The organism is Escherichia sp. TC-EC600-tetX4, from assembly GCF_019356055.1.
Classification (GTDB): domain Bacteria; phylum Pseudomonadota; class Gammaproteobacteria; order Enterobacterales; family Enterobacteriaceae.
Genome location: NZ_CP079924.1, coordinates 1 through 23,486, shown reverse-complemented (window position 1 = coordinate 23,486; position 23,486 = coordinate 1). Strand labels below are relative to the sequence as shown.

General features: G+C 52.2%; 20 protein-coding genes, 3 pseudogenes and 1 other annotated feature. Of the genes and pseudogenes, 6 read left to right on the top strand and 17 right to left on the bottom strand.

The features are described 5' to 3' along the window. The first annotated feature begins 39 nt into the window (after positions 1–39). Complete coding sequence (locus KXD89_RS00110) at positions 40–933, top strand: AraC family transcriptional regulator (protein WP_001013540.1); 894 nt, start codon at positions 40–42, stop codon at positions 931–933. Here KXD89_RS00110 and KXD89_RS00105 read toward each other — a convergent pair. Together KXD89_RS00105 and KXD89_RS00100 are read right to left on the bottom strand one after the other, a co-directional pair. Continuing rightward, a pseudogene (locus KXD89_RS00105) lies at positions 930–1,744 on the bottom strand (hypothetical protein). The gene KXD89_RS00110 and the pseudogene KXD89_RS00105 overlap by 4 nt on opposite strands. After that, positions 1,744–3,360: pseudogene (locus tag KXD89_RS00100) on the bottom strand (PTS sugar transporter subunit IIB). The pseudogenes KXD89_RS00105 and KXD89_RS00100 overlap by 1 nt, the downstream one beginning before the upstream one ends. 295 nt (positions 3,361–3,655) lie before the next feature. Here KXD89_RS00100 and KXD89_RS00095 point away from each other — a divergent pair. Next, positions 3,656–4,372 (top strand): GntR family transcriptional regulator, encoded by a 717-nt coding sequence (locus KXD89_RS00095; protein WP_001300779.1) that lies wholly within the window; start codon positions 3,656–3,658, stop codon positions 4,370–4,372. Here the strand turns inward: KXD89_RS00095 and KXD89_RS00090 are convergent. The 3 genes from KXD89_RS00090 to ibpA all read right to left on the bottom strand — a co-directional run bounded on the left by KXD89_RS00090 (position 4,369) and on the right by ibpA (position 7,179). Further along, complete coding sequence (locus KXD89_RS00090) at positions 4,369–6,030, bottom strand: putative transporter (protein ID WP_001279752.1); 1,662 nt, start codon at positions 6,028–6,030, stop codon at positions 4,369–4,371. The two genes, KXD89_RS00095 and KXD89_RS00090, sit on opposite strands and share 4 nt — an antisense overlap. Before the next feature lie 195 nt (positions 6,031–6,225). Beyond that, on the bottom strand, positions 6,226–6,654 hold the full coding sequence (gene ibpB, locus KXD89_RS00085) for a small heat shock chaperone IbpB (RefSeq protein WP_001243431.1): 429 nt from the start codon (positions 6,652–6,654) through the stop codon (positions 6,226–6,228). A 111-nt stretch (positions 6,655–6,765) separates the two neighbouring features. After that, positions 6,766–7,179, bottom strand: coding sequence for a small heat shock chaperone IbpA (gene ibpA, locus KXD89_RS00080; RefSeq protein ID WP_001243437.1), 414 nt, complete (start codon positions 7,177–7,179; stop codon positions 6,766–6,768). Beyond that, positions 7,173–7,245 (bottom strand) — a sequence feature (ROSE (Repression Of Heat Shock gene Expression) occurs in the 5'-region of heat shock genes and acts as an RNA thermometer to modulate expression.). Its footprint overlaps the gene before it by 7 nt. Positions 7,246–7,484: 239 nt before the next feature. On the opposite strand from ibpA, the gene KXD89_RS00075 reads away from it, so the two are divergent. Then, complete coding sequence (locus tag KXD89_RS00075) at positions 7,485–7,817, top strand: YceK/YidQ family lipoprotein (RefSeq protein ID WP_000620888.1); 333 nt, start codon at positions 7,485–7,487, stop codon at positions 7,815–7,817. 1 nt (position 7,818) lies between these two features. Here KXD89_RS00075 and KXD89_RS00070 read toward each other — a convergent pair whose 3' ends face one another. Then, the gene (locus KXD89_RS00070) at positions 7,819–9,033 is read right to left on the bottom strand and encodes a DUF3748 domain-containing protein (protein ID WP_001336371.1); all 1,215 of its coding nucleotides are present in this window, start codon (positions 9,031–9,033) and stop codon (positions 7,819–7,821) included. Positions 9,034–9,133: 100 nt separating this feature from the next. Between KXD89_RS00070 and cbrA the strand changes: the two genes are divergently transcribed. Beyond that, positions 9,134–10,198 carry a colicin M resistance lipid reductase CbrA gene (gene cbrA / locus KXD89_RS00065; protein WP_001340434.1) on the top strand — a complete coding sequence of 355 codons (1,065 nt, stop codon included), beginning with the start codon at positions 9,134–9,136 and terminating at the stop codon, positions 10,196–10,198. Here the strand turns inward: cbrA and KXD89_RS00060 are convergent. The 5 genes from KXD89_RS00060 to dgoR form a co-directional block, all read right to left on the bottom strand. Then, positions 10,195–11,532, bottom strand: a complete 1,338-nt coding sequence (locus tag KXD89_RS00060; protein ID WP_000253455.1) for an MFS transporter — start codon at positions 11,530–11,532, stop codon at positions 10,195–10,197. The two genes, cbrA and KXD89_RS00060, sit on opposite strands and share 4 nt — an antisense overlap. A gap of 74 nt (positions 11,533–11,606) precedes the next feature. Beyond that, positions 11,607–12,755, bottom strand: a complete 1,149-nt coding sequence (gene dgoD, locus KXD89_RS00055; RefSeq protein WP_000705001.1) for a galactonate dehydratase — start codon at positions 12,753–12,755, stop codon at positions 11,607–11,609. Then, positions 12,752–13,369, bottom strand: a complete 618-nt coding sequence (dgoA, locus tag KXD89_RS00050; protein WP_001198722.1) for a 2-dehydro-3-deoxy-6-phosphogalactonate aldolase — start codon at positions 13,367–13,369, stop codon at positions 12,752–12,754. Before dgoA ends, dgoD begins: the two co-directional genes overlap by 4 nt. Next, positions 13,353–14,231: a 2-dehydro-3-deoxygalactonokinase gene (dgoK, locus tag KXD89_RS00045; RefSeq protein ID WP_072647304.1), complete on the bottom strand. Its 879-nt coding sequence runs from the start codon at positions 14,229–14,231 to the stop codon at positions 13,353–13,355. The genes dgoA and dgoK overlap by 17 nt, the downstream gene beginning before the upstream one ends. After that, positions 14,228–14,917: a D-galactonate utilization transcriptional regulator DgoR gene (dgoR, locus tag KXD89_RS00040; RefSeq protein WP_000174305.1), complete on the bottom strand. Its 690-nt coding sequence runs from the start codon at positions 14,915–14,917 to the stop codon at positions 14,228–14,230. The genes dgoK and dgoR overlap by 4 nt, the downstream gene beginning before the upstream one ends. Before the next feature lie 277 nt (positions 14,918–15,194). Between dgoR and yidX the strand changes: the two genes are divergently transcribed. Further along, positions 15,195–15,851 carry a protein YidX gene (gene yidX, locus KXD89_RS00035; RefSeq protein ID WP_000772934.1) on the top strand — a complete coding sequence of 219 codons (657 nt, stop codon included), beginning with the start codon at positions 15,195–15,197 and terminating at the stop codon, positions 15,849–15,851. Positions 15,852–15,896: 45 nt separating this feature from the next. Here yidX and yidA read toward each other — a convergent pair whose 3' ends face one another. After that, a complete protein-coding gene (gene yidA / locus KXD89_RS00030) occupies positions 15,897–16,709 on the bottom strand; it encodes a sugar-phosphatase (protein WP_000985549.1) in 813 nt (270 codons plus the stop codon). Between the two features lie 114 nt (positions 16,710–16,823). Further along, entirely contained in the window at positions 16,824–17,222 is a 399-nt protein-coding gene (locus KXD89_RS00025; RefSeq protein WP_000522208.1) for a YidB family protein, read from the bottom strand. Positions 17,223–17,342: 120 nt separating this feature from the next. Here KXD89_RS00025 and KXD89_RS22525 point away from each other — a divergent pair. Further along, positions 17,343–17,441, top strand: a pseudogene (locus tag KXD89_RS22525) (hypothetical protein); the annotation flags it as partial. 20 nt (positions 17,442–17,461) lie between these two features. Here the strand turns inward: KXD89_RS22525 and gyrB are convergent. The 4 genes from gyrB to dnaA are packed head-to-tail and all read right to left on the bottom strand — an operon-like array spanning position 17,462 to position 23,486. Continuing rightward, entirely contained in the window at positions 17,462–19,876 is a 2,415-nt protein-coding gene (gyrB, locus tag KXD89_RS00020; RefSeq protein WP_000072067.1) for a DNA topoisomerase (ATP-hydrolyzing) subunit B, read from the bottom strand. 28 nt (positions 19,877–19,904) lie between these two features. Beyond that, a complete protein-coding gene (recF, locus tag KXD89_RS00015; protein WP_000060112.1) occupies positions 19,905–20,978 on the bottom strand; it encodes a DNA replication/repair protein RecF in 1,074 nt (357 codons plus the stop codon). After that, positions 20,978–22,078 (bottom strand): DNA polymerase III subunit beta, encoded by a 1,101-nt coding sequence (gene dnaN / locus KXD89_RS00010; RefSeq protein ID WP_072647305.1) that lies wholly within the window; start codon positions 22,076–22,078, stop codon positions 20,978–20,980. Before dnaN ends, recF begins: the two co-directional genes overlap by 1 nt. 4 nt (positions 22,079–22,082) lie before the next feature. Next, positions 22,083–23,486 carry a chromosomal replication initiator protein DnaA gene (gene dnaA / locus KXD89_RS00005; RefSeq protein ID WP_000059111.1) on the bottom strand — a complete coding sequence of 468 codons (1,404 nt, stop codon included), beginning with the start codon at positions 23,484–23,486 and terminating at the stop codon, positions 22,083–22,085.

Below are 23,486 nucleotides of genomic sequence, written 5' to 3'. Positions count from 1 at the left end.
GTTCAGGTTGTGAGCATAATTCGCCGGAGGGATATTAAAATGAATGGAAAATTGCAAAGTTCAGATGTAAAAAACGAAACTCCGTACAATATTCCCTTATTGATTAACGAAAATGTGATCTCCAGCGGAATTTCTCTGATCTCGCTCTGGCATACCTACGCCGACGAGCATTACCGGGTGATCTGGCCGCGGGACAAGAAGAAACCGCTTATCGCCAACTCATGGGTTGCGGTGTATACCGTACAAGGATGTGGGAAAATTCTTTTAAAGAATGGCGAACAAATAACACTGCATGGCAACTGTATTATATTCTTAAAGCCAATGGATATTCACTCTTATCACTGTGAAGGTTTAGTCTGGGAACAGTACTGGATGGAATTTACCCCCACCAGTATGATGGATATTCCCGTTGGTCAGCAAAGCGTTATTTATAATGGCGAAATTTATAATCAGGAACTCACCGAAGTTGCTGAGTTAATAACTTCACCAGAAGCAATAAAAAATAATCTGGCAGTCGCTTTTCTGACGAAAATTATTTATCAGTGGATTTGTCTTATGTACGCAGATGGTAAAAAAGATCCACAACGGCGGCAAATTGAAAAATTAATTGCCACTTTACATGCCAGTCTGCAACAACGCTGGAGCGTAGCTGATATGGCTGCCACGATCCCCTGTAGCGAAGCCTGGTTGCGTCGTCTGTTTTTACGCTATACCGGCAAGACGCCGAAAGAATATTACCTCGATGCGCGTCTGGATCTGGCGCTATCGCTATTAAAGCAACAAGGAAACTCGGTTGGCGAAGTCGCTGATACGCTCAACTTCTTCGACTCCTTTCATTTCAGCAAAGCCTTTAAACATAAATTTGGTTATGCGCCGTCAGCCGTGCTAAAGAATACGGACCAGCACCCAACGGATGCCAGTCCACACAATTAACGTAACTCTGGCCAGTACGCTTTGTTGGCCTCCAGCAACTCATCCAGAATAGCTTTGGCGACCGAGGCGCTCGGTACCGTTTTCGACAACGTAATCGCCTGCCACAGGTGCTGATATGAACGCTGTTCCCAGGCGTCCACGACCAGTTTTTCCACCGCCACTTGCTGACTCATTAACCCTTTCTGAAACTGCGGGATATCGCCGACCACCAGTGGTTCAGGCCGTAGTAGCGCACGCGCATCTGTTTGCGATCTTGCAGCCCAACAATTTGCGCCATCCGGCTTTCAATACCGATTGGCATGTCACAGATGTTGAGGATTTTCGCATTCGGGCGCAGACGACGCGTGGCTTCTGCGACAATGGCTGCCGGGTTGGAGTAGTTGAGCATCCAGGCATTTGGTGAATATTTTTCCATATAATCCACCAGTTCCAGGACGCCGCCAATGGAACGCATGCCGTACGCTATTCCGCCGGGTCCGCAAGTTTCCTGACCAACAACGCCGTGGCGCAGCGGGATTTTTTCATCCAGTTCGCGCATCGGGTATTTGCCGACGCGGATGTGCGCCATGACAAAATCAACGTCGCTGAATGCCACTTCAGGATCGGTGGTGTAACTAAACGCAATGTCCGGCGCTTTTTCTTTAAGGATGACTTTACAGGCTTCGGCAATCACTTCCTGCCGCGCACCATCGTTATCATAAAATTTCAGTGCACGAAGCGGGAAACGGTCCTGATTCGCCAGGAGCATCAACACGATGCCTGGCGTAAAGGTGCTTCCACCGCCTGCGACAACCACTGAGAATTTGGTCATTATACTGCCTCCGTAATGGCAACATTTTCTGCTGATTGATGAGAATTAATTAAGCTATCGAGCTGTTCACGCAGCTGAGATACATGCAGACCAATGATCACCTGAATGGCATCGCCACTACGGAAGACGCCGTGCGCTCCCAGCTTTTTAAAGACTTCGTCATCCAGCGTTTGTGACATGTCATGCAGTGCAATACGTAAACGCGTCGCGCAATTGTTAATGCTGGAGATATTGCCGACCCCGCCCAGGGCTTGCAGGATACCGGCAGCCTGATCCAGCTCTTTTTTTGGCTCTGCCGCGGTGGTTTGGCCTCGCGAGGCTTTGTATTCGGCTTTTGAGTAGAGTTTCACTTCCGCATCTTCACGTCCCGGCGTGCACATGTTGAACTGCAGAATCAGTGTGCGGAAAACCACGAAGTACAGCAGGGTAAAGCACAACCCAATGGCGATTTGGGTCAGCATCATATCCGCGTGGTTGCTGAACATCGGGATCCAGTTTTGCGGTAAAACCTAGTCAATCAGACCTCCGCCCATGTTGCCCACCACACCAAAGAGATACATTACGGTCGACATTGAGGCCGCCAGCACGGCGTGTACCGCAAACAGCAACGGTGAAATGAACAGGAAGGTAAATTCCAGCGGTTCGGTAATTCCCACCAGCATGGCGGTTAAGGTTGCGGGAATCAGCAAGCCCGCCACTTTTACCCGATTTTCCGGTGCGGCAGTGAAGTACATCGCTAAAGAAATGCCCACGGCACCAAAGATTTTTGAGTTACCGTGCAGGGCAAAACCGCCTTCCGGGAACAACGATTTCAGCGGCTCGGCGCTCAAACTGAACTCTTGCAGATGCTGCGCCCAGTACATCTGAATGCCGCCTTCAACAGCTGCCGGACCAAAGATAAACTGTCCGTAGATGAAGTGGTGTAAACCGGTTGGGATCAGAATACGTTCGAGGAAGGTGTAAACCCAGACCCCAAGTGCACCCGCCGAACGCAGGAACGCTTGCAGAGATTCAATCCCCATTTGTACTTTTGGCCAGCCGAGCAACGTCAGCCAGGCACAGGGGATCATCACCAGGAAGGCGATAATCACCACATAAGACGTCCCCTGGAAAATGCCGAGAAAAACCGGCAGTTTTTTATCGAACAGACGGTTATGCAGCGCCGTCACAATGCCGGAAATGATAATTGCGCCGATAATGCTGGTATCGAGGGTTTTAATCCCGGCCATCATTGTCAGACCGCTACCTGCCACCGCGTCCTGAGTGAAATCGACGCCGAAGTAGCTTCCCCAGGTCATTCCCATCGCGTTGATGAAATAGTTCCAGGTCAGGAAACTCACCATCACCGCCAGACAAGCACGCCCCTGCGCTTGCTTAGCAAGGCCAATGGGTAAACCGACAGCAAAAATCAGCGGCATATTACGGAATACCGTCCAACCGCCCTCTTCAATAATGTGTACGATTTGCGCGAATAAACTGTTCGGATCGGTCAGTGATTCCCCGACAAACATCGGGTTTTGCAGCAAGATGGCAAGACCCACCACAATCCCGGCGAAGGGAAACAGCAGCACTGGCGTGAACATCGCGCCGCCAAAGCGTTGAATTTGACTGAGCATTTCCACATCCTCTTTTCTCAATTCTGTAAGTAGGAAGCCTGATTGGTTATGCGGCAGGCCTGGAGCGAGGATAGGAAGATGCGATCGGCAGAACATGACGACCCAATGGGATTCGTGATCGCTTTCATGCTTTTCGTTGGGCGGTAGAGATCTACGTTTTCGCGAAAAAGTAGACCTCTGTGAGCACAGGTACACAGCATCGAACACATCTTTAAAAAAAAGATGTTTTTTCAATCGATTAAGCAGAACTTGTGTGCGCATTACCCGGGCTTGCAGGCAAAAAAGAGATCTAGAGATGATCTACAAAAGCATTGCGGAGCGGTTAAGAATTCGACTTAACTCCGCAGATTTCACGCTAAACAGCCTTCTTCCCGGTGAAAAAAAGCTGGCGGAAGAGTTTGCGGTATCGCGGATGACCATCCGTAAAGCCATTGACCTGCTGGTAGCGTGGGGGCTGGTGGTCCGCCGCCACGGTAGTGGCACTTACCTGGTGCGCAAAGATGTACTGCATCAAACCGCCAGTCTGACCGGGCTGGTGGAGGTGTTAAAACGGCAGGGAAAAACGGTCACCAGCCAGGTGCTGATTTTTGAAATCATGCCTGCGCCTCCGGCCATTGCCAGCCAGTTACGGATTCAAATCAACGAGCAGATCTACTTCTCCCGTCGCGTTCGTTTTGTGGAAGGGAAACCGCTGATGCTGGAAGACAGCTATATGCCGGTAAAACTGTTCCGTAATCTTTCGCTGCAACATCTGGAAGGGTCGAAGTTTGAATATATTGAACAAGAGTGCGGGATTTTGATTGGCGGTAATTATGAAAGCCTGACGCCAGTGCTCGCCGATAGACTGCTGGCGCGGCAAATGAAGGTAGCGGAACACACGCCACTGCTGCGGATCACCTCGTTGTCATATAGCGAGAGCGGGGAGTTTTTGAATTATTCAGTGATGTTCAGAAATGCCAGCGAATACCAGGTGGAGTACCATTTACGGCGACTCCACCCGGAAAAGAGTTAACCGATACTCCAGAAGAGCACCGCCAGTAATTGGGGGGTGATAATGCGCAGGAACATTACCAACGGATAGACAGTGGCGTAAGAGAGCGCCGCCGCACCGCTGGTTGGATGAAGATTATTAGCAAACGCCAGCGCCGGAGGATCGGTCATGGAACCTGCCAGCATCCCGCACATGGTCAGGTAATTCATTTTGGCTAACATCCGCGCCAGAATGCCAACAGTAATCAGCGGAACGGCGGTGATCAGGGCACCATAACCAATCCAGCTTAGCCCTTCGCCATTGACCAGGGTATTCACAAAATCCCCACCAGATTTCAGACCAACGACCGAGAGGAACAGCACGATCCCCAGCTCCCGCAGCGCGAGGTTGGCGCTTGGCGGCATAAACCAGTACAGCTTGCCGATACTGCCGATACGCCCGAGGATCAACGCCATAATCAGCGGTCCGCCCGCCAGCCCCAGTTTCAACGCGGCCGGGAATCCTGGCACAAAGACGGGAATAGAACCTAACAATACGCCTAGCCCGATGCCAATAAACACTGGCAGCATCTGAACCTGTTGCAGTTTTTGCTGCGCATTCCCCAGCACATTGGCAACGGCATCAATTGCGGACGGACGCCCCACCAGATTGAGGATATCGCCGAACTGCAGGCTGATATCGCCACTGGCGACCAGTTCGACCCCGGCACGGTTCAGGCGCGAGATAACAACGTCATAGCGTTCTTTAAAGTGCAGGTCGCGAATACGTTTTCCGAGCACGTTTTCATTGGTGACCACCACACGCTCGACGCGCAAATCAGTGCCTTTCGTGGACAGCGAAGTATCGACCTCCTGACCAATCACCAGTTGCGCATTATGTAAATCCGCTGGCTGACCCACCAGATGCAGCAAATCGCCCAGTTGGATAATGGTATCTGGCGAAGGAACTTTTAGGGTTTCTTCGCGTTTCAGACGCGAGCAGATAATTTTGTCGCCGTTGAGAATCGGTACATCTTTAATGGCTAAATCATGCAGGTTAGGGTTCTCAACGCGAATATTGATAGTCTTGATCAGCGCGCCGCCATTGGTGCGTGAAGACTCGTGCTGCTGAGCTTCTGTCTCGACATTGACGCGGAAAATAACCCGCAACATCCACATGGTGAACAAAATCCCGCAAATGCCGAATGGATACGCCATCGCGTAACTCATCCCCATCTGATCGACCATTTCCATTGGTGTACCCAGGTCGCGCAAAATCTGCTGCCCTGCCCCCAGCGCTGGCGTATTGGTAACCGCACCGGAGAAAATCCCCAGCACTACCGGCAGTGGAATATCAAACAGTTTATGCAGGATGGCGGTAACCAGACCACCGATGATGACGATCAGAACAGCAAACAGGTTGAGGCGTAATCCGGAGACGCGCAATGAGGCAAAGAAGCCCGGCCCTACCTGAATCCCGATAGTATAAACGAACAGGATCAGGCCAAATTCCTGAATAACATGCAGCATATCGCTACTTAATGTCATCCCCGCCTGAGAAACAAAATGGCCGACGATGATCCCACCAAACAGCACGCCGCCAATACCTAATCCTATGCCGCGAAATTTGACGTTGCCGATAAACAAACCGACGACTGCCACCAAAGCCAGAATACTGACCGTTAATGCTATATCACTCATCGTCCATTTCTCTTGAGATAACATTTTAATTGCTACGGATTATGGCTGAATCGGTGAAGCAGATTTGCCTTATAGCGCACATTATCACGGGAAAGAACGTGCCGAAATATCTTAAACAGTCGAAATTTAACGCATTGTTGAGTAAGTAAGACAAAAAAAGCCTCACCAGAATGGCGGGGCAAAGAGAATAGCTAGTTAGCTATTTAACGCGGGACGTTCGCTGATAGCGATACGCTGCGCTGCGATGGGTTCAGGCTCATTACGAATTAAATCAATATGCAGTAAACCGTTTACGAAGGTTGCGCCAGAGACTTCCATATTTTCAGCCAGCGTAAAGCTCAGGCTAAATGGCTGATTCATAAGCCCTTGATGCAGCCATTTTTTCTCTTCTTTTGGCTGCTCCGGCGTGCCTTTTACGCTCAGGCGCGTACCTTCCAGTTGAATCTCTAAATCTTCCTGACGGAAACCTGCCAGCGCAAGGGTAATGCGGTAGTGGTTATCGTCGCTTTTCTCAATGTTGTACGGCGGGAAGCTCTGGCTTTCACCGGCGTTTTGCAGTGCGTTGGCCAGTTTGTCAAAACCGATCCATTGACGCATCAGTGGGGATAAATCGAAGTTACGCATAGTCATTTCTCCTTCTAAGAAGCGAGTAAGTACCTGCAAATCCGAAGATTCGCATATGCTCCCTGACGGCGAGCATGGAGATGTCAGGCCGCGCCAGGCGGCCTTAGGGAATTAGTTGATTTCGATACGGCGCGGTTTTTTCGCTTCCGGAATCACGCGTTCGAGATCGATATACAGCAAACCATTTACCAGGTTAGCACCACGAACATGAATGTTCTCAGCTAACTGGAATTTGCGTTCAAAGTTGCGTTCAGCGATGCCCTGGTACAGATAGGTGCGCTCTTTTTGTTCGTCGGCGTGAGCACCTTTCACCACCAGCAGATTATCCTGGGCGGTAATTTCCAGTTCGCTCTCAGCAAAACCAGCCACAGCGATAGCAATGCGGTAATGGTTTTCGTCTACCAGTTCAACGTTATACGGAGGGTAGCCGCCATTACTCTGGCTCTGGTTGTTTTCTAAGTGGTTAAACAAACGGTCAAATCCAATAGCAGAACGGTAAAGCGGGGATAAATCAAAGTTACGCATAATCAATAGCTCCTGAAATCAGCGAGAATGTAAGACCTTCCACAATGGACAGGTCAGGTAGCCAGAACACCCATCAGGCGCGTCCTCATCGGCTACGATGTAAAAATGGGTCTGGAAATGAACTTTTCAAGCCTTATCAGCGGACTTTTTTTTGCAGTTTATGGTCTATTGCATAGACTGAGGGGGCAGCACGAAACGTTAAAGTGCGATAGCCGCCACAGTGCGACGTAATGATGATGTTATTTTCAGCAAGGGATCGCTATAACTCATCAGGCCAACACCCACGATCAACAGATGAATTTATTATGATAAGAAATGTGTTGTTAGCGTTCATGATATGCAGCGGAATGACATTACTCGGAGGATGCTCCAGCGTGATGTCCCATACCGGAGGGAAAGAAGGAACGTATCCCGGCACCCGCGCCAGCGCAACCATGATTGGCGACGATGAAACCAACTGGGGCACTAAGTCGCTGGCGATTCTCGATATGCCGTTTACCGCTGTGATGGACACGCTTTTACTGCCGTGGGATGTGTTCCGCAAAGACAGCTCGGTGCGCTCGCGCGTTGAAAAAAGCGAAGCCAACGCGCAAGCCACCAATGCGGTTATTCCACCGGCCAGAATGCCTGATAACTGATTTAGCGATCAGTTTCGGTGATCCACAGCTGGCCGCCTTCCATCCACGCCAGCCACTGACCATCCGGCGAGAAGACCACGGCGTCCGCAGAAGGTGAATTGGCGTGGTGTTCGGTTAAATACTCAACCTCGCCGCTTTGCGCATGGGCACAAGCAATTCGATTATCCAGCACAAAGCCCAACCATTCTCCTGACGGATGCCAGTTAAATGCAGACTGAATATCCGTTTTGTTATGGGTTAACTGGCGCGGCTCGCCGCCCTGTGGCGAGATAAGCCACAGTTGCACAATGCCGTTATCATCTCGCATTAAAAACGCGATTTGTGTACCCTGCGGATTACAGCGCACCCAGTGGCGCGGGACGTTGACTAACCCCGGATAAGCCCGATGGTGGGTAAAGGTTAAACGTCGCTGCACGACGCCACGCGGTGGCGCGGGCAGGGTTGTTTCCGTTCCGCTTAACGGCGCATCACCTGCCGCTTTCCAGCCAGCTTCATCTTGCGGTAACTCAACGATAAACAGCTCCGGCACTTTCTCGCCCTTTGGCGAAAGTGTGTCGCCAATAAATGCCAGCGCGTGATTTCCTACCCATCCTTCTTCATAAGCACGATTGATTTCATCACTGCCAGGCTGTGGCGTGGGCGTGGTTTTGCTCACCAGCACGCACCAGTGGCTACCGCTGTATTCACGCGGATGCTGCTTTTGTACGTTGACCGGGCCAAACGGCGCAGCAACACCGACGTTTCGCAAATCCAGCGCCGGATCGAGTTCATGCATTACATGGTCGTTATAGGTAAAGCTCACCCTTTCACCGTTCGGGCTAAAGACATGCACATGGCTGCCGCCGCGCAGCACTCCTGGCGTATACGGCGCGGTAATATCCATCGCATCAAGGTTACTCATCTTGCCGCCTTCAACAATCACTCCGCGCCGATGATGGAAGTCGTAATGCCATGTTTCATCAGGATTTTCCGGGCCGTGGATGAAAACATATTTCTCTGACTTCGGATGAACGGTCACCACGCCGACGTGTGCGCCCTGTGACGCGCGATAGATAACCTCGACCTCGCCGGTATGGATATTCACACGCTCAATGGTCTCGCCGGTAAACGACGCGCCAGAAGGACGCACGTCAAATACCAGCCACTGGCTGTCGGGCGTCCAGGTATTGGTATTGGTGAGCAGGTGATTACGGGGAGCAAAGGTTATCTGTTTCATGGCGCGGTCCTGATACAAAACGGGTCCCGCCATCATACTTCACAAGGACTTCACTTTCAGACAATAGTCTTTTGCCATCGTGATGAATGTGAGTGAAAAGATGGAACATTTCGACGTGGCGATTATTGGCCTCGGCCCGGCAGGATCGGCGTTGGCACGAAAGTTAGCAGGCAAAATGCAGGTGATCGCGCTGGATAAAAAGCACCAGTGTGGTACTGAAGGTTTCAGCAAACCCTGCGGCGGTCTGCTGGCACCGGACGCGCAGCGATCTTTTATTCGCGATGGGCTGACGCTTCCTGTCGATGTGATCGCTAATCCGCAGATTTTCAGCGTCAAAACCGTCGACGTCGCCGCATCGCTCACGCGTAACTACCAGCGAAGCTATATCAATATTAATCGCCATGCTTTCGACTTGTGGATGAAATCGCTGATCCCCGCCAGCGTTGAGGTTTATCACGACAGCCTGTGCCGAAAAATCTGGCGTGAGGATGATAAATGGCATGTCATTTTTCGTGCAGACGGCTGGGAGCAACATATTACCGCCCGCTATCTGGTCGGTGCCGATGGCGCAAACTCGATGGTGCGGCGACATCTCTACCCGGATCATCAAATCCGTAAATATGTCGCTATCCAGCAGTGGTTCGCGGAGAAACATCCGGTGCCGTTCTACTCCTGCATCTTTGATAATTCGATAACTAACTGTTATTCATGGAGTATCAGCAAAGACGGTTATTTTATCTTTGGCGGTGCCTATCCAATGAAAGACGGTCAGACGCGTTTCACGACGCTGAAAGAGAAAATGAGCGCCTTTCAGTTCCAGTTTGGTAAGACGGTGAAAAGCGAAAAATGCACGGTGCTGTTTCCCTCGCGCTGGCAGGATTTTGTCTGCGGTAAGGACAACGCCTTTCTGATTGGTGAAGCGGCGGGATTTATCAGCGCCAGCTCGCTGGAGGGGATTAGCTATGCGCTGGATAGCACAGACATTCTGCGTTCGGTGTTACTGAAGCAGCCAGAGAAGCTCAATACCGCTTACTGGCGCGCCACCCGCAAACTGCGTTTAAAACTCTTCGGCAAGATAGTAAAAAGCCGATGCCTGACCGCACCGGCTTTAAGAAAGTGGATTATGCGCAGTGGTGTGGCACATATTCCACAGTTGAAGGATTAGCCAACGCGCTTCACATCGCCCACCAGCAGGATATAAGAGAGCGCGCCAATCAACGCGACGGCGGAGATATAAACCAGTGCAGGTGCGAAACCGTAACCCTGCGCCAGGTACCCCACCACCAGCGGAACGGTGATGCCGCCCAGACCACCGGCGAAGTTAAACACGCCGCCGGTTAAACCAATCAGGCGCATCGGTGCCAGAGAAGAAACCAGCGACCAGGTAATCGAAGCAAAACCGTTACCGAAGAATGCCAGCGCCATCAGGCACATAATCATCATCGGATCGTTAGTGTAGTTAGCGCCCATAATGCAGGTGGAGATCAGCAAGCCGCAGATAATCGGCGTTTTACGCGCAAAGCCCAGTGAAAAGCCCTTACGTACCAGCAGATCCGCTACCCAGCCAGAGAGCAGGACGCCGACAAACGCCGCGAGGAATGGCACCGTGGTCATAAAGCCTGCTTTCAGCGCCGTGATTCCTTTTTCCTGGGTTAAATAGTTCGGGAACCAGGTTAAGAAAAACCACAGTGTAGAAGCCACCGCAAATTGCCCAAGATAAACGCCGATCAGTTTACGATGGAACACCAGTTTCCAGTCTTTGGCTGTTAACGGCTGACGCGCCTCTTTCTTCACCGGCGCATCACCATCCACCAGACCGCCGCCATCACGAATGTAATCCAGTTCAGCTTTGCTGATACCTTTGGTCAGGCGCGGCGGCTGATAAACCTTAAACCAAATCAGCGACCAGATAATGCCGATACCACCAGTGACAATGAACACCCAGTGCCAGCTCAACATCTCCTGAATCCAGATCAGCAGCGGCGTCAGAAACGCCAGACCGACAAACTGACCAGACGTATAAAAACCAACGGCAGAAGCGCGTTCATGTTCCGGGAACCAGCTGGTCACCATCCGGTTATTGGTCGGGAAAGCAGGCGCTTCGAAAATACCGGTTATCGCGCGCAGACCAATTAATGACATTAAGCCCGTGGCAAAGCCCTGGAATAAAGTCGCCACTGACCAGCCAAATATCGCAATAAAATAAGTCACGCGAGAACCTACGCGATCTAAAAACCAACCGCCGGGGATCTGACATAGCGTATAAAGCCAGGCGAAGGCCGAAAATACATAGCCCATTTCCGCTTTGGTAATGCCGAACTCTTCCTGAATATGGGCGGAAGCCACGGCCAGGTTGGCGCGGTCGACATAACAAATGACTACCGTAATAAAGATCATCACCAGCGTCAGATAACGCCGACGCCCCGGCTTTGCTGCATTAACGGGAATATCCATAGCGAGCTTTCTCCAGATTTTGGGCATAGCGAAGCCGCTCACCATGCCCTGTAATTTACAGAGGGTTATATTTTTGTATTGCTGTTTTAGTGCCCGATGAGGGGCTTACGTGGCAGGAATTACCACTCTGCTACGCTGTTATCTTCATGACGCCAGAGCGGATTACGCCAGTCCGGGGCATTTTTACTGAACTCAATCACTTTAGCTTCGTCGATTTCCACGCCTAAGCCCGGTTTCGTTAACGGTTTAAAGAAGCCGCCGACCATGCTGAAGTCTTCTTTGTTTTTCACAAAGTCGAGTAACTCCGCGCCTTTGTTGTAATGAATTCCCATACTTTGTTCCTGAAGTACGGCGTTATAGGAAACAAAGTCGATATGCAGGCAAGCCGCCAGTGCAATCGGTCCGAGCGGACAGTGCGGCGCAAGGGTCACGTCATAGGCTTCTGCCATTCCGGCGATTTTGTAGCATTCGGTAATACCGCCCGCGTGGGAGAGATCCGGTTGCAGAATCGAAATACCACCTGCCTCCAGCACGCGTTTAAAATCGAAGCGTGAGAACATGCGTTCACCCGCCGCCAGTGGAATATGCGTTTGTGCCGCCAGTTTCGGGTAGTATTCGGCTTGTTCCGCCAGCACCGGCTCCTCAATAAACAGCGGGCGATACGGCTCCAGTTCTTTAATCAGCACTTTCGCCATCGGCGCGCTGACGCGACCGTGGAAATCAAGACCAAACTCAATCTGATTGCCAAAAGCTTCACGAATTTGTGCCACGGTGTTAACCGCCGCATCTACCGCGCGGGAGTTATCAATTAGCCCCAGTTCTTCACAACCGTTCAGTTTGAAGGTATCGAAGCCGATTTCGCGTAGCGTTTTAATGCCGTCGATAACATCCGCCGGACGATCGCCGCCAACCCAACTGTAGGCTTTAATTTTGTCGCGAACCAGGCCGCCCATCAGTTGCCAGACCGGCGCATTCAGCACTTTACCTTTGATATCCCATAACGCCTGGTCAATCCCGGCGATGGCGCTCATCAGGATCGGACCGCCGCGATAGAATCCGGCGCGATACATCACTTGCCATAAGTCATTGATGCGCGATGGATCCTGACCAATCAAATAGTCACCCAGCTCGTGAACTGCCGCTTCCACCGTACGGGCGCGGCCTTCGATCACGGGCTCGCCCCAACCGACCACGCCTTCATCGGTTTCAATTTTCAGGAACATCCAGCGGGGAGGTAAACGATACGTGGTAATTTTGGTGATTTTCATTGCACTGCCTCTCGATACGCCTTAACAAATGCTGCTGCCTGCTGCGCGGTGCGCTCTACGGATTGCCCGGCGCGATAGAGATCGCTGCCTAAGCCCGCCCCTGCACAACCTGCGTCTATCCACTGCGCCAGGTTTTCTGGCGTCACGCCGCCAACGGCAAAGACTGCGATGTCCGATGGCAATACCGCTTTTAACGCTTTGATGTATTGCGGACCAAAAGCCGATGACGGAAATATTTTCAGCGCCTGCGCGCCCGCTTCGAGCGCGGTAAAGGCTTCGGTCGCCGTCGCGCAGCCGGGGCAGACGGTCATGCCGTAGCCCACCGCACGGCGGATCACTTCACTATGGATATTGGGCGTAACGATGAGCTGACAGCCCATCCTGGCGAGCGCATCGACCTGTTCAGGTTTCAGTACCGTACCTGCGCCAATCAACGCCTTGTCGCCGTACGCATCAACGATGGCGGGAATGCTTTGCTCCCATTGTGGGGAATTCAGCGGGATTTCAACCGCGTCGAACCCGGCGTCAATCACCGCGCCAACATGCGCCAGCGCCTCGTCGGGCGTAATACCGCGCAAAATGGCGATCAGCGGGAGTTTAGTTTGCCACTGCATGAGCGATGCTCCTTATACCAGCCTGAAATGCCGTGTCGCCCGCCACCGCCGTCACGTCGCAACCCATCGCCTGAAAGGCTTGCTGGTAGCGCGCGGTCAGCGATGTTCCGGCGACAAGGGTGATGGCGTGTTGATGGGCCACATAGTCGCGCATACTGGCGACCTCTGCGCCAATCAACAAACCAGAGAGAAATTCGCTGACCTGTTCGCGGGGAAGTGTTCCCAGCACATGCGAGGCGCGAACTTCAAAAAGCTGCGGCAATATGGCGGGCGTATTAAGACCACGCTCAAGGCCAGCTGTGAAGGCATCGGCAGAGTTTTTCTGCGGCGGCAAACCTGCGCCAATCAATGAGTGATTTAACAGTAAATGATGTAATTCACCGGTCATCACGGTGCGAAAATCGTTGATTTGCTGGCTATCGGCCTGCACCCATTTGCAATGGGTTCCGGGCATGACATAAAGAGAGGAAGGAGCCAGAGCTCGCGCGCCGATCAATTGTGTTTCTTCGCCGCGCATCACATTGTGGTTATCGTCATGAGAGACACATAATCCGGGAATAATCCAGATATTGTCGCCAACTGACGTTAATTGTTCGCCAATAGACGAAAAACAGGCAGGAACAGATAAATACGGTGCAACTTTCCAGCCGACGTTGCTGCCAACCATTCCTGCCATTACCACTGGCGTTTTCTCTTCACGCCAGTCGGTCGTGACTTCTGCTAACACCGCAGCCGGAGATTTTCCGTTCAGGCGCGTGACGCCTGCTTCTGATTGCCTGCTCTCCAGGCAGTGGTCGCCCTGATAAAGCCAGGCGCGCAGATTGGTCGATCCCCAGTCAATTGCGATGTAGCGAGCTGTCATGTGATTTCCTTTAACCTTCGTGTCGAGCTGGCGATCATGGTAAGCGCCGCCTGCTCTGCCGCATCGCCGTCCTGATGTCGTATCGCATCGAACAGCGCCTTATGTTCCTGGAGCGTTTGCGGCATGTTGGCCTCATCGCCCATCCAGGTTCGTTCAAAAACCGCCCGCTGCAGCGAACTGATCGCAATGCTAAGTTGCTGTAACACCGGGTTATGCACCGACTGCAGCACCGCCTCGTGGTAGCGAATATCCGCTTCGTTAAACGCTTCGCGGTCCTGATTGTTGGCAATCATCTCGTTCAGCGCCGATTCAATCTGCGCCAGATCGCTGGAAGTCGCGCGCTCTGCTGCCCAACGGGCAATCGCCGGTTCCACCAGATTTCGCACTTCGCTCATGGCACTGATAAGCCGTGGGTCGTAGTCATTTTCCAGCACCCATTGCAGTACGTCAGTGTCGAGGTAATTCCACTGGTTACGCGGTGCCACAAACGCCCCGCGATAACGTTTCATTTCAATCAGCCGCTTCGCCATCAGCGAACGGAACACCTCACGGATGATGTTGCGCGAGGTTGCAAACTCCTCACAGAGTTCCGCCTCAGCCGGAAGCGGCGAGCCTGGCACGTATTTGCCGTGAACGATCTGTTTACCCAGCGTAATGACAATGCGATCGGTTTTATTGAGAGTCATGGAGAGTCCTTGTGCTCTGTATGTTCTTCTCTACTTTACCCCGATCGATGCATAACGCGGCAACTTTGTAGTACCAGCGTGATGACGTTCGCGTTTGCCGTGCGTGTAATGTAGTACAAACTTATATTGTTGTACTACAATTTAGATCACAAAAAGAACAATGCATAAAAAAATGACATGCGTCGGGCAGAAATCTGAAAAGGGATATCAGGCGCTAAACAGGAGGGAAAGAAGAGTATGCTTTCAACGGCTTAGCTACTCGTTTAAAGGATTAATCATGAAGTTGAATTTTAAGGGATTTTTTAAGGCTGCCGGTTTATTCCCACTGGCGCTGATGCTTTCAGGCTGTATCTCGTATGCTCTGGTTTCCCATACCGCAAAGGGTAGTTCAGGAAAGTATCAATCGCAGTCAGACACCATCACTGGGCTATCGCAGGCAAAAGATAGTAATGGAACAAAAGGCTATGTTTTTGTAGGGGAATCGCTGGATTACCTTATCACTGATGGTGCCGATGACATCGTTAAGATGCTCAATGATCCAGCACTTAACCGGCACAATATTCAGGTTGCCGATGACGCAAGATTTGTTTTAAATGCGGGGAAAAAGAAATTTACCGGCACAATATCGCTTTACTACTACTGGAATAACGAAGAAGAAAAGGCACTGGCAACGCATTATGGTTTTGCCTGTGGTGTTCAACACTGTACCAGGTCACTGGAAAACCTAAAAGGCACAATCCATGAGAAAAATAAAAACATGGATTACTCAAAGGTGATGGCGTTCTACCATCCATTTAAAGTGCGATTTTATGAATACTATTCACCCAGAGGCATTCCGGATGGTGTTTCCGCAGCATTACTGCCAGTGACTGTTACGCTGGACATCATTACTGCACCGCTGCAATTTCTGGTTGTATATGCAGTAAACCAATAATCAGTAAGCGGGCAAACGCGTTTATGCTGTTTGCCCGCCCACAGATTAATTCAGCACATACTTCTCAATAGCAAACGCCACGCCATCTTCAAGGTTAGATTTGGTGACAAAGTTCGCCACTTCTTTCACTGAAGGAATAGCGTTATCCATCGCCACACCGACGCCTGCATATTCAATCATTGCGATATCGTTTTCCTGATCGCCAATCGCCATGATTTCTTCCGGTTTAATACCTAACACGTCGGCCAGTGATTTCACCCCCGTACCTTTGTTAACGCGTTTATCGAGGATTTCGAGGAAGTACGGCGCACTTTTCAGCACGGTATATTTCTCTTTCACTTCCTGCGGAATACGCGCGATAGCCTGGTCGAGGATGGCGGGTTCATCAATCATCATCACTTTCAGGAACTGGGTATTGGGGTCCATTTTCTCCGCTTCGCAGAACACCAGCGGAATGGTGGCAACGAAGGATTCATGCACCGTGTAGTAGCTGATATCACGGTTGGCGGTGTACAGCGTGGTGCGGTCCAGGGCGTGGAAATGAGAACCGACTTCGCGAGAGAGTTTTTCCAGGAAACGATAGTCGTCATAGCTGAGAGCAGTTTGCGCCACGGTGCTACCATCAGCGGCCTTCTGTACCAGCGCGCCGTTATAAGTAATGCAGTAGTCGCCCGGCTGTTCCATATGCAGCTCTTTCAGGTAGTTGTGCACACCTGCATACGGGCGACCCGTCGTTAGCACGACATTCACGCCACGGGCGCGAGCTGCGGCAATCGCATTTTTAACGGCGGGTGAAATGGTGTGATCGGGCAGCAGAAGGGTGCCATCCATATCGATAGCAATGAGTTTAATAGCCATGAGTTCCCCAGGTAGATTGGTTCCTGACCCATGCTAACGCGATTCCGCTCAAAAATCAGTACAACACCCGAGGGAAAAGGGGGATGCAACGCGCGTTGCGTGCTCCCTTTTTGCTTAGCGGAAGAGTTTCCCTTTCAGCAGTTCCATGCCTGCGGAAAGCAGATCGTTATTGGCTTGTGGTGACACTTCACCTTGCGGTGAGAGCGCATCAATAATCTTCGGCAATTGTTCTGCCAGTAAACTGGAAGCTGTACTGGTATCCACGCCAAGTTTTTGCCCGAGATCGGACACCGCATTTGTGCCGAGCGCCGATTCCAGTTGCTCGCCACTAACCGATTGATTGCCCTGTTGATTACTCAGCCAGGTTGAGAGAATGGCCCCTAAGCCGCCACTTTGCAGTTTTTCCAGCAGCACCTGAATGCCGCCCTGCTCCTCAACCCAACTTAAAATAGCCTGATATTTCCCCGCATCGCCTTTCAGAAAGGCACCGACAACTTCATCAAAAAGCCCCATGATAATCACCTGTAAAGCGTTACGTGTTGACCCAAAAAGTATAGATTTGCGGGATGATAATTGCGGATTGCAGAAATAAAAAGGGCGGAGATGATCTCCGCCCTTTTCTTATAGCTTCTTGCCGGATGCGGCGTGAACGCCTTATCCGGCCTACAAAATCATGAAAATTCAATACATTGCAAGATTTTCGTAGGCCTGATAAGCGTAGCGCATCAGGCACGCTCGCATGGTTAGCGCCATTAAATATCGATATTCGCCGCTTTCAGGGCGTTCTCTTCAATAAACGCACGGCGCGGTTCAACGGCGTCGCCCATCAGCGTGGTGAACAACTGGTCGGCAGCAATCGCATCTTTAACGGTAACGCGCAGCATACGACGACTTTCCGGGTCCATAGTGGTTTCCCACAGCTGTTCCGGGTTCATCTCGCCCAGACCTTTATAACGCTGGATGGAGAGGCCGCGACGGGACTCTTTCACCAGCCAGTCCAGCGCCTGCTCGAAGCTGGCTACCGGCTGACGACGCTCGCCACGTTCGATAAACGCATCTTCTTCCAGCAAGCCACGCAGTTTCTCACCCAGCGTGCAGATACGACGATATTCGCCACCGGTGATAAACTCGTGATCCAGCGGATAGTCAGTATCCACACCGTGGGTACGCACGCGAACAATCGGCTCGAACAGGTTTTGCTCAGCATTGGTGTGAACATCAAACTTCCACTGGCTGCCGTGCTGTTCTTTGTCGTTCAGTTCGCTGACCAGCGCGTTTACCCAGCGGGTAACGGTCTGCTCATCAGAAAGGTCAGCTTCCGTCAACGTCGGCTGATAGATAAGCTCTTTCAGCATTGCTTTCGGATAACGACGCTCCATACGATTGATCATTTTCTGCGTCGCGTTGTACTCAGATACCAGTTTCTCTAACGCTTCGCCAGCCAATGCCGGTGCACTGGCGTTGGTGTGCAGCGTTGCGCCGTCCAGCGCGATAGAGATCTGGTACTGATCCATCGCTTCGTCGTCTTTAATGTACTGTTCCTGCTTGCCTTTCTTCACTTTGTACAGCGGCGGCTGAGCGATGTAGACGTGACCGCGTTCAACGATTTCCGGCATCTGACGATAGAAGAAGGTCAACAGCAGCGTACGAATGTGCGAGCCGTCGACGTCCGCATCGGTCATGATGATGATGCTGTGATAACGCAGTTTGTCCGGGTTGTACTCGTCACGACCGATACCACAGCCAAGCGCGGTGATAAGCGTCGCCACTTCCTGAGAAGAGAGCATCTTATCGAAGCGCGCTTTCTCGACGTTGAGGATTTTACCCTTCAGCGGCAGAATCGCCTGGTTCTTGCGGTTACGCCCCTGCTTCGCAGAGCCGCCCGCGGAGTCCCCTTCCACCAGGTACAGTTCGGAAAGCGCCGGATCGCGTTCCTGGCAGTCTGCCAGTTTGCCCGGCAGGCCCGCTAAGTCGAGCGCACCTTTACGGCGGGTCATTTCACGCGCGCGACGCGCCGCTTCACGGGCACGGGCAGCATCGATAATTTTGCCAACCACGATTTTCGCGTCGGTTGGGTTTTCCAGCAGGTATTCTGCCAGCAGTTCGTTCATCTGCTGTTCAACCGCCGATTTCACCTCAGAAGAAACCAGTTTGTCTTTGGTCTGGGAGGAGAATTTCGGGTCCGGCACTTTCACGGAAACGACCGCAATCAGGCCTTCACGCGCATCGTCACCGGTGGCGCTGACTTTGGCTTTTTTGCTGTAGCCTTCTTTGTCCATGTAGGCGTTCAGGGTACGGGTCATCGCCGCACGGAAGCCTGCCAGGTGAGTACCGCCGTCACGCTGCGGAATGTTGTTGGTAAAGCAGTAGATGTTTTCCTGGAAGCCATCGTTCCACTGCAACGCCACTTCGACGCCAATACCGTCTTTTTCAGTGGAGAAGTAGAAGATATTCGGGTGGATCGGCGTTTTGTTCTTGTTCAGATATTCAACGAACGCCTTGATGCCGCCTTCATAGTGGAAGTGGTCTTCTTTGCCGTCGCGCTTGTCGCGCAGACGAATGGAAACGCCGGAGTTGAGGAACGACAACTCACGCAGACGTTTCGCCAGAATTTCATATTCGAACTCGGTCACATTGGTGAAGGTTTCGAGGCTGGGCCAGAAACGCACCATGGTGCCGGTTTTTTCAGTCTCGCCGGTAACCGCCAGCGGGGCCTGCGGTACACCGTGTTCGTAGATCTGACGGTGAATTTTACCCTCGCGCTGGATAACCAGCTCCAGTTTTTGCGACAGGGCGTTTACTACCGAAACACCAACGCCGTGCAGACCGCCGGACACTTTATAGGAGTTATCGTCAAATTTACCGCCTGCGTGCAGAACGGTCATGATCACTTCCGCCGCCGATACGCCCTCTTCCGGGTGAATACCGGTCGGAATGCCGCGCCCGTCATCCTGTACAGAGACAGAGTTATCGGCGTGAATGGTGACGATAATTTCTTTACAGTGACCCGCGAGCGCTTCGTCGATAGCGTTATCTACCACCTCGAATACCATGTGGTGCAGACCGGTGCCGTCATCCGTGTCGCCGATATACATACCCGGGCGCTTACGCACCGCATCCAGCCCTTTCAGGACTTTGATACTGGAGGAGTCATAAGAATTCGACATCAACGTTTCTCGCTCATTTATACTTGGGTTAATCCGTTATTTTACCCTTTTCCACGGTAAACATCTTCGAATTTTCGTCCGACATGTCTATAACGTGTTCAGCACTGATCGCGCTGACAAAGACCTGTGATTGCGTCGCTTTTAAGCGGCTGGCAAGCAGCCCGCGACGCTCATCATCAAGCTCAGAGGCAAAATCATCTATCAGGTAGAGACACCGCCGCCCGCTTTCACGGGTGAGGAACTCTCCTTGCGCCAGACGTAAGGCGCACATCAACAGCTTAAGCTGCCCACGCGATAAGGTATCTTCCACCGGCGCACCGTCGGCGCGAATGCGTAAGTCCGCTTTGTGCGGGCCGTGCGCGGTGTAGGTTAGCTGGCGATCGCGTTCAAAATTACGTTCCAGCACCTCAGCATATTCTGTCTCTTTCTCCCAGCCGCGCTGGAAAGAGAAAGTCAGAGAAAACTCAGGGAGAAATTGCTTACAGGTATCAGCCATATCGGCCGCGATACCGGCGCTATACTCCGCGCGCCAGGTGCTGATTTGCTCCGCCAGCGGGATCAGCTCTTTATCCCACGGGCGTAGCTGTTCGTAACGTGTCACCTGGCGCAGCGCCGCATTGCGCTGCTTGAGCAATCGCTTGAGATTGCTCCAGGCGGTGAAAAATCCGGGTTCGTTGTGAAAGCATCCCCAGTCGAGGAATGCTCTTCTGTATTTGGGGCCGCCGTTGAGTAAAGTAAACCCTTCTGGCGTTATCAACTGCATTGGCATCAGGTGCGCCAGTTCCGCGACCTTATGCCCGTCTGTACCGTCGATGCGGACTTTGCTGTCGCCCTGTTTGTCTTTGGTTAAGCCAATCGCTGTCTCGCGCTCTTCGCCCTGTAATCGCCCGTGGAGAACAAACGCCTCCTGCTCATGGCGAATGACGCGACCAATCTGCAAACTGCGAAACGCCCGACCATGGCCGAGCGTATAGATGGCTTCCAGCACGCTGGTTTTGCCACTGCCGTTGGCACCTACCAGAAAGTTAAAGCCGGGAGATAAGGCGAGATCCGCGGTTTCAATGTTGCGGAAATCGCGGATCAACAAGCGGGTGAGGGACATTACAGTCTCATTGGCATGACAACATAAGCCGCGCTCTGGCTGGCCGCATCTTCAATCTGCACGCTGGAAACCGAATCGGTCAGCATCATGCGGACGTTTTCGCATTTCAGCGCGTTCAGAACATCCAGCACATAACTGACGTTGAAGCCGATTTCCATCTCCGCACCGTTATAGGTAACGTCGAGGATCTCTTCCGCTTCTTCCTGTTCCGGGTTGTTGGCGGTGATTTTCAGCTGGTTTTCGCTGACATAAAGACGTACGCCGCGGAATTTCTCGTTAGAGAGAATCGCCGCGCGAGCAAACGCCTGCTTGAGCAGATCGCAGCCAGCTTCCAGATGTTTGTCCGGGTTCTTCGGCAGAACGCGGCGATAATCCGGGAAGCGACCATCCACCAGTTTGGAGGTGAAGATAAAGTCGCCAACGTGGGCGCGAATGTTGTTGCTGCCAATCTGTACGCGCAGCGGATTGTCGCCGCCGTCGAGCATACGCATCAGTTCAATCACGCCTTTACGCGGTACGATCACCGAATGGCTTGGCAAAGATTGACCAATTGGCATTGAACAGACCGCCAGACGGTGGCCGTCGGTTGCCACGGTGCGCAGTTCTTCACCTTCGGTTTCAAACAGCATACCATTTAAGTAATAGCGAACGTCCTGATGCGCCATAGAAAACTGGGTCGCTTCAATCAGACGCTTCATCGTTGCCTGCGGCAGGGTAAATTCGACTTCACTCTGCCAGTCATCGAGGTTCGGGAAATCCGCCGCTGGCAGGGTAGACAGCGAAAAACGGCTACGCCCGGAGCGTACCAGCATCCGTTCACCTTCCAGCTGCACGGCAATTTCCGCGCCTTCAGGCAGACCACGGCAGATATCAAAGAATTTGCGCGCCGGAACGGTCGTCGCTCCTGGCTCGTGTGGCTGAACCAGCGCAACACGTGCCACCATTTCCATCTCGAGATCAGTACCGGTCAGCGACAACGTACCGTCAGCAACCTGTAACAGCAGATTACCGAGAATCGGTAGCGTAGGACGACCACCTAACGGACCGCTCACCTGTTGTAGCGGTTTTAATAAATGCTCACGTTCTACGGTAAATTTCATAGGTTTACGATGACAATGTTCTGATTAAATTTGAAAAATCTTCTTTGATATCGTGGCTCTCTTCACGCAACTGCTCGATCTTACGGCAGGCATGAAGCACCGTCGTGTGGTCACGGCCACCAAACGCATCGCCAATCTCCGGCAGACTGTGGTTAGTCAGCTCTTTCGCCAGCGCCATCGCCATCTGGCGCGGACGCGCCACCGAGCGGGATCGACGCTTGGAAAGGAGATCCGCGACTTTGATCTTGTAGTACTCCGCCACCGTCTTCTGAATATTGTCGATGGTGACCAGTTTTTCCTGCAATGCCAGCAAGTCGCGCAGCGCCTCACGCACGAAGTCGATGGTGATCGCCCGTCCGGTAAAGTTGGCATTGGCAATGACGCGGTTCAGCGCCCCTTCCAGCTCACGTACGTTAGATCGTAGACGCTTGGCGATAAAGAACGCCACTTCGCCCGGCAAACGAATGTCGTTTTCGTCGGCCTTTTTCATCAGGATCGCCACACGGGTTTCCAGCTCTGGCGGTTCGATCGCCACAGTCAGTCCCCAACCGAAGCGGGATTTCAAACGATCCTCAACGCCGTTGATCTCTTTCGGATAGCGATCCGAGGTGAGAATGATCTGTTGATTACCTTCCAGCAGGGCGTTGAAGGTGTGGAAAAACTCTTCCTGAGATCGTTCTTTATTAGCAAAAAACTGAATATCGTCGATCAGCAGTGCATCTACGGAACGGTAGTAGCGTTTAAACTCTTCGATCGCGTTGTTTTGCAGGGCTTTAACCATGTCCTGAACAAAGCGCTCGGAGTGCATATAAACCACTTTGGCATTCGGCTTGCGCGCCATAATGCCGTTACCCACCGCATGCAGCAGGTGAGTTTTACCCAGACCCGTGCCGCCATAAAGGAACAACGGGTTATAGGCACCGCCAGGGTTATCCGCCACCTGGCGAGCCGCCGCGCGCGCCAGTTGGTTAGATTTACCTTCAACGAAGTTATCAAACGTGTGTTTGACGTTTACGTTAGAACGATAGGTCGGTTCTGCCGGGGCCGGGACGTTATCCCAACCTGAGCGCGTAGAAGGCGCAGCACGTTGCGGCTGCGTTTGCGCCACCTGTGCAGGGGCCGCGACGTTGCTCGTCACTGCCGCTTGTGGCGTTTGCGTCACCGGTTTGGTGCCGACTTCAAAACGCAGCTGTGGGGCATCCGCTCCGCAGAAACTGGTTAGCAGTCCATTGATATTATTAAGGTACTTGTCCCGTACCCAATCGAGGACAAAACGGTTTGGCGCGTACAGGGCCAGCGTGTTATCGCTCAGTTCCGCCTGCAATGGGCGTATCCACATACTGAATTCTGTGGCTGGTAACTCATCCTGCAATCGGGCAAGACACTGCTGCCAAAGCGAAAGTGACAC

Coding starts and splice junctions, on each gene's coding strand:
- KXD89_RS00060 (WP_000253455.1), bottom strand. CDS start 11,532: ATGGTGAGCGGCTTCGCTATGCCCAAAATCTGGAGAAAGCTCGCTATG.
- KXD89_RS00025 (WP_000522208.1), bottom strand. CDS start 17,222: ATGGGGCTTTTTGATGAAGTTGTCGGTGCCTTTCTGAAAGGCGATGCG.
- dnaN (WP_072647305.1), bottom strand. CDS start 22,078: ATGAAATTTACCGTAGAACGTGAGCATTTATTAAAACCGCTACAACAG.
- cbrA (WP_001340434.1), top strand. CDS start 9,134: ATGGAACATTTCGACGTGGCGATTATTGGCCTCGGCCCGGCAGGATCG.
- ibpB (WP_001243431.1), bottom strand. CDS start 6,654: ATGCGTAACTTCGATTTATCCCCACTGATGCGTCAATGGATCGGTTTT.
- yidX (WP_000772934.1), top strand. CDS start 15,195: ATGAAGTTGAATTTTAAGGGATTTTTTAAGGCTGCCGGTTTATTCCCA.
- KXD89_RS00110 (WP_001013540.1), top strand. CDS start 40: ATGAATGGAAAATTGCAAAGTTCAGATGTAAAAAACGAAACTCCGTAC.
- KXD89_RS00090 (WP_001279752.1), bottom strand. CDS start 6,030: ATGAGTGATATAGCATTAACGGTCAGTATTCTGGCTTTGGTGGCAGTC.
- dgoD (WP_000705001.1), bottom strand. CDS start 12,755: ATGAAAATCACCAAAATTACCACGTATCGTTTACCTCCCCGCTGGATG.
- ibpA (WP_001243437.1), bottom strand. CDS start 7,179: ATGCGTAACTTTGATTTATCCCCGCTTTACCGTTCTGCTATTGGATTT.
- yidA (WP_000985549.1), bottom strand. CDS start 16,709: ATGGCTATTAAACTCATTGCTATCGATATGGATGGCACCCTTCTGCTG.
- gyrB (WP_000072067.1), bottom strand. CDS start 19,876: ATGTCGAATTCTTATGACTCCTCCAGTATCAAAGTCCTGAAAGGGCTG.
- recF (WP_000060112.1), bottom strand. CDS start 20,978: ATGTCCCTCACCCGCTTGTTGATCCGCGATTTCCGCAACATTGAAACC.
- KXD89_RS00075 (WP_000620888.1), top strand. CDS start 7,485: ATGATAAGAAATGTGTTGTTAGCGTTCATGATATGCAGCGGAATGACA.
- KXD89_RS00070 (WP_001336371.1), bottom strand. CDS start 9,033: ATGAAACAGATAACCTTTGCTCCCCGTAATCACCTGCTCACCAATACC.
- KXD89_RS00095 (WP_001300779.1), top strand. CDS start 3,656: ATGATCTACAAAAGCATTGCGGAGCGGTTAAGAATTCGACTTAACTCC.
- dgoA (WP_001198722.1), bottom strand. CDS start 13,369: ATGCAGTGGCAAACTAAACTCCCGCTGATCGCCATTTTGCGCGGTATT.
- dgoR (WP_000174305.1), bottom strand. CDS start 14,917: ATGACTCTCAATAAAACCGATCGCATTGTCATTACGCTGGGTAAACAG.
- dgoK (WP_072647304.1), bottom strand. CDS start 14,231: ATGACAGCTCGCTACATCGCAATTGACTGGGGATCGACCAATCTGCGC.